The organism is Methylophaga sp. UBA2513, assembly GCF_002341285.1.
Lineage (GTDB): Bacteria > Pseudomonadota > Gammaproteobacteria > Nitrosococcales > Methylophagaceae > Methylophaga > Methylophaga marina.
The window spans coordinates 1-5739 of record NZ_DDNT01000002.1; the positions used below are offsets into that span (position 1 = coordinate 1).

Here is a 5739-nt window from a genome sequence, read left to right on the forward strand (position 1 = left end):
GCAAAATCCCTAGGACCCCTTTTTGGTGAAGGTCAGGTTGCACAACTCGATGAGCTTGTGCCGAAAGATGCGCGTGTTTTAGTGTTGTTTGGTGGACAAAGTGCACGAAAAAACGGCACCCTAGACGAAGTCATTACTGCCCTTGGTAATCGTCATATAGAAGAGTTTGGCGGTATCGAAGCTAATCCTGGTTACAGTACCTTGATGCGTGCGGTTGAGCAGATTCGTCAAAATAAGTTGGATTATCTGTTAGCTGTTGGGGGTGGTTCTGTCATAGATGGCACCAAGTTTGTTGCTGCAGCTGTGCAGTGTGATGGTGACCCATGGCAGGAAATCTTAGTGAATCACGCCACAAATATTCGCCAGGCATTACCGTTTGGTTCAGTGCTTACCCTCCCCGCTACTGGCTCAGAAATGAATGCCAACTCCGTGATCACACGTTACGAAACACAAGAAAAACTGGCATTCAGCAGTAAGCTCGTCTATCCAGTATTTTCTATTTTAGATCCGACCAAAGCCTATACTTTGCCACCACGACAACTGGCGAATGGTGTAGTGGATGCCTTCACGCACATCATGGAGCAATATCTGACTTATCCGGTTAATGCCATGGTGCAGGATCGATTCGCAGAGGGATTATTGCAGACACTCATTGAGATTGGTCCTAAGCTGCTTGAGTCGCCTAATGATTACGATCTGCAGGCCAATTTCATGTGGACAGCGACATTAGCGTTAAACGGCTTGATTGGTGCCGGAGTTCCTCAGGATTGGGCAACTCACATGATCGGTCATGAAATCACCGCACTACATGGGCTGGATCACGCACAAACATTGGCGATTTTATTGCCCACAGTACTGCAGGAACAACGCGAGAAAAAATCCGCCAAATTACTACAGTATGCCGAGCGTGTCTGGGGACTCAACGAAGGCACTGACGACACTAAAATAAACATGGCGATCACAAAAACTCGCGATTTTTTTGAACGAATGGGTGTGAAAACACATCTGAGTGATTACCAGATTAATGCTGATGCTATTCCAGTGATGATCAAACAACTGGCTGAACATGGTCTGACCCAGCTTGGCGAACATAATGATATCGACCTCAAAAAAAGCCAACAAATTCTGCAAGCAAGCCTATAAATAAAGGAGCGCTTTATGACAAAAACAGTTCAATTTTCTCAGGTAGGTGAACCATCCGTTTTATCAATTATTGATGAAACCGTCCCAGCCCCTTCTGCTGATGAAGTACAGATCCAAGTCCATGCTATTGGTCTTAACCGTGCTGAGGCAATGTTCCGCCGTGGCCAATATCTTGAAACACCTGAACTCCCTGCCCGTATAGGCTATGAATGTTCAGGAACCGTTACTGCCGTCGGTGACAACGTCAAACATATCAAAGTTGGTGATGCCGTCAGTACCATTCCCAACTTTTCAATGAACCAATATGGTGCTTATGCAGAAGTCACCAATATGCCAGTTACCGCTGTCACTCATCACCCGGAGAATTTAAGCTGGCAGCAAGCGACATCAGTGTGGATGCAATATTTAACAGCGTATGGTGCCTTGATTGATATTGCCAAAATGCAAGCCAGTGATTATGTATTAATCCCAGCCGCGTCCAGTAGTGTCGGCATTGCTGCCATACAATTATGTAACCTGATTGGTGCCACACCTATTGCGATGACCCGAACAGCTGAAAAGGTAGAACAACTCCATCAGTTAGGGGCTAAACACGTGATTATCAGTGAACAAGATGATGTGGTAGATGCGGTGATGGCGATCACTGAAGGCCGTGGTGTCAATATCGTTTTCGATCCTGTTGCCGGCCCGATGTTAAACACCTTAGCTGAAGCCTGCGCACCATTAGCGATGATCTTTCAATATGGCGCATTAAGTGCTGACCCCACCCCTTATCCGCTGTTCCCCGCATTACAGAAAGGGCTCACAATTCGGGGGTACACGCTATTTGAATTCACCAGCGCTCCAGAACGTTTAAACAAAGCTAAAGAAAAAATCTTTGACTGGTTGAAGCATTCGCAGCTAAGCCCTGTTATCGCTAAAACATTTGAATTTGACGATATTGTCGCGGCCCATAGCTATCTGGAAGCCAATAATCAGTTAGGCAAAATTGTTATTACACTTTGAACTTAGGGATGCACTATGACAGCAATGAATCAACAAACTCAGTCGCTTTTATCACCTATTGAACTGGGTTCCATCAGCTTGAAAAACCGCGTGATAATGGCACCGCTTACGCGTAACCGTGCAGGTGAAGGTTTAGCCCCCACAGATATGAATGTTGAGTATTACCGTCAGCGAGCTTCGGCGGGGCTAATTATCACTGAAGCCACATTAATCTCGGCTCAAGGTATTGGTTATCCGAATACACCAGGCATATACAGCAAAGCCCAGATTGAAGGCTGGAAAAAAGTCACCAAGGCAGTCCATGCAGAAGGTGGCAAGATTGTCTTGCAAATATGGCACTGTGGTCGAGTCTCACATTCATCTATGTTGCCCGGTGGTATGAAACCACAAGCCCCATCAGCCATTAAACCTGCTGGTGAAGTTTATACCTACGAGGGTATAAAACCTTATGAAACACCACAGGAAATGACAAAGGATGAAATCAAGCAGACAATCGATGATTTCAGAACTGCCGCTTATAACGCCTTAACGGCAGGCTTTGATGGTGTCGAAGTGCATTCTGCCAATGGCTATCTGCTTGACCAATTTTTACGTGATGGCAGTAATCAGCGAACGGATGAATATGGTGGCAGTATTGAAAACCGCGCCCGTCTGACCCTAGAAGTCGTTGATGAAGTTTGCAAAATCTGGGGTTCAGACCGTGTTGGTATTCGTTTGTCTCCGTTGCAACCTTTTAATGATATGAAAGACAGTCAGCCCGAAAAAACTTTTGAGTACATTATCAAGGCGCTAAACAAGTTTAACCTGGCGTATTTACATATCACTGAAATGGGCGCTGAAAATCCAGGCGCTGCGGGCCCCGAGTTTGATTTAGGCCTATGTCGTGAGTGGTATCAGGGAACGTATATGACAAACAGTGAATATAATTTTGATACTGCCAATGTAGCGATCCAAAGTGGCGATGCTGACTGTATATCCTTCGGTAAGTTATTCATTGCCAACCCGGATTTAGTTGAACGTTTCTCTACTCGCGCCCCATTGAATACACCTGACAGCGATAGCTTTTATGGTGGTGATGAACATGGTTATATCGATTATCCCTTTCTCACTGAAAAATAACGATATGTAGAAACCAGCACAAACCCCGTTTTATTAGGCAAGCACCATGAGTATCAGTGACGTATCGTGTCCTGATACCACTCAAGCAGCGTATCGATTCTCTGTGATTCAATAATCGATACGCTGCACAGCAGGAAAATACATACTAAAGGAGGATGTATGACACTTAAGACAATAACACAGCTTATGCTAGCCGGTTCGTTAGGACTGATGGGACAGGCTGCATTTGCTGACCGAGCCGATGCGGAAGAAAATCTACACAAGCTCAAGCTGCCAGAAGGCTTTCATATTAATGTTTATGCCGAAGTCGAAGGTGCGCGTCAAATGGCCTTAGGCCAGTCAACAGGCACAGTATTTGTTGGCACACGCGGTAATAATGTCTTTGCGGTAGTCGATAAAAACAAAGATCGTAAAGCCGATAAAGTGGTGAAGATTCTTGATGATTTAAAAGTCGGTAATGGTGTAGCGGTGCATCAAGGCAACCTTTATGTTGCTGAGCAAAACCGTATTGCCATTTACCCCGCTCCGGGTTTCGATCTCAACTTACCATTTAAACAAATGCGTGAGGTTATTTACGATAAGCTACCGGATAAAGCACACCATGGCTGGCGCTATATTGCTTTTGGCCCTGATAACAAGCTTTATGTCACCGTAGGTGCCCCCTGTAATATCTGTAATCCTCAGGGTATTGAAGCCAGCATTATTCGTATGAATGCCGATGGCAGTGATGCTGAAATATATGCCAAAGGTATCAGAAACTCAGTGGGTATGGACTTCCAGCCCGACACTGGCACCCTGTATTTCACTGATAATAACGTCGATATGATGGGTGATGATAATCCACCGGGTGAACTCAATGCCGCACCTAAAGCCGGTATGCACTTTGGTTTCCCTTATTATGCGGGTGGCAAAGCGCAACATCCTGACTGGAAAGACAAACAAGCACCACAAGACGTCACGTTCCCTGTCCAGGAATTCCAGGCACATACCGCAAGTCTGGGTCTCAAATTCTATACAGGTGATATGTTTCCAGCTGACTACAAAGGCGATGCCATTATTGCTCAGCATGGTTCATGGAATAGAACGAGTCCTGTGGGTTACCAGTTAATGCGTGTCACATTTGATGATAATCATCAGGTGACAGGTCATGAAGTCTTTATCGATGGTTGGTTGCAGAATGGTGAGGCCTGGGGACGTCCGACCGATGTATTACAACTTGCCGATGGTTCCTTACTGATTTCTGATGATTATAACGATGTGATTTACCGTGTTAGTTATGGCGATGACAACGCATCTTCAACTGATGCCACGTCTCAATCAAATAGCAAAACAATCACTGATCTGCAGATGCCTGAATCAGCCATTGCAGCACCAGATGGTCGTGTATTTGTCACTGAAATTGGTGAGTTTGGTAAAGCCGGTGACGGTAAAGTCACGGTTATCGATAAGTCCGGACAAAAAACAACGCTGGCTACAGGCTTAAATGATCCCAAAGGCATCGATTTATGGAATAACGAACTGTATATCGCTGATGTCGATCATGTCGTTAAAGTAGATATGAAAGGTGATATCACAGTTATCGCCAAAGCCAAGGATTTTCCCGGAAAACCTGTCTTTCTGAATGATATGGAAATTGATGGTAACGGTACCTTATATGTCTCTGATAGCGGCACTGATGATGGAGAAAATGCCGGCATTTATCAAATTACTCAAGCAGGTAAAGTGAGCGAAATTTTGGATGATAAATCGGCTATTAAACGTCCTAATGGGTTGCTGATGGACGGTAATGACACGCTGTTAGTTGCTGACTTTGGCACAGGTGACTTGTATCGTGCGAATATCAGCTCGGGTAAAACTGAAGCACTGAACAAAGGCTTTGGTGGTGCTGATGGTCTGGTCAGAGACAGCAAAGGCTATCTGTATGTGAGTGATTGGCAAAATGGTAAGGTGTGGCAATTAGTTGAACCTAAAGCAACACCACAATTACTCAGTGATGACTTTGTCTCTGCTGCTGACATTAGTCTCTCAGCAGATGGTCAGTACCTGATGGTGCCGGATATGAAAGGCAGTAAGTTAGTCTATTTACCAATACAGTAATACAATAGAAAATGCCCGGTGTTATTCACCGGGCATTCTAAAATCCGGTGATCACACTTTGTGTCTCTGACGTCTTGAATGTGGGTTGTTTGAAAAAGTTATAACTGTTTTTGTTGTGTGATTTGACTTCATACATCGCAAGATCAGCGTACTTGAGTAATGTCTCAATATTATCAGCATTGAATGGATAGAGCGCGATACCAATGCTAGCACTGATAGTCACACTCATATCAGACTGACATTCTATTGGTTGCTGTAATATATTTAACAGTTTTTCTGCAATACTGCTCGCTTCTGATAAATCCGTGGTTAATCTGGCAAAAACAACAAATTCATCGCCTCCCCAACGTATCGGGGTCCTAGGGATTTTGCCTC

Annotated in this window: 5 protein-coding genes; 4 read left to right on the forward strand and 1 reads right to left on the reverse strand. The window is 44.7% G+C overall.

From position 1 onward, the window contains the following. The 4 genes from B3V56_RS00620 to B3V56_RS00635 form a co-directional block, all read left to right on the forward strand. Nucleotides 1-1143, forward strand: a 1143-nt coding sequence (locus B3V56_RS00620; RefSeq protein WP_289283853.1) for an iron-containing alcohol dehydrogenase, incomplete at its 5' end; no start/stop codon positions are given. A 15-nt stretch (nt 1144-1158) separates the two neighbouring features. Further along, on the forward strand, nt 1159-2148 hold the full coding sequence (locus tag B3V56_RS00625) for a zinc-dependent alcohol dehydrogenase family protein (RefSeq protein WP_007145346.1): 990 nt from the start codon (nt 1159-1161) through the stop codon (nt 2146-2148). A gap of 15 nt (nt 2149-2163) precedes the next feature. Continuing rightward, nucleotides 2164-3267, forward strand: a complete 1104-nt coding sequence (locus B3V56_RS00630; protein ID WP_289245437.1) for an alkene reductase — start codon at nt 2164-2166, stop codon at nt 3265-3267. Nucleotides 3268-3426: 159 nt separating this feature from the next. Further along, entirely contained in the window at nt 3427-5364 is a 1938-nt protein-coding gene (locus tag B3V56_RS00635; protein ID WP_007145348.1) for a PQQ-dependent sugar dehydrogenase, read from the forward strand. 37 nt (nt 5365-5401) lie between these two features. Here the strand turns inward: B3V56_RS00635 and B3V56_RS00640 are convergent. Then, nucleotides 5402-5739 (reverse strand): diguanylate cyclase domain-containing protein (locus B3V56_RS00640; protein ID WP_289282225.1); only part of this gene is annotated, 338 nt, incomplete at its 5' end.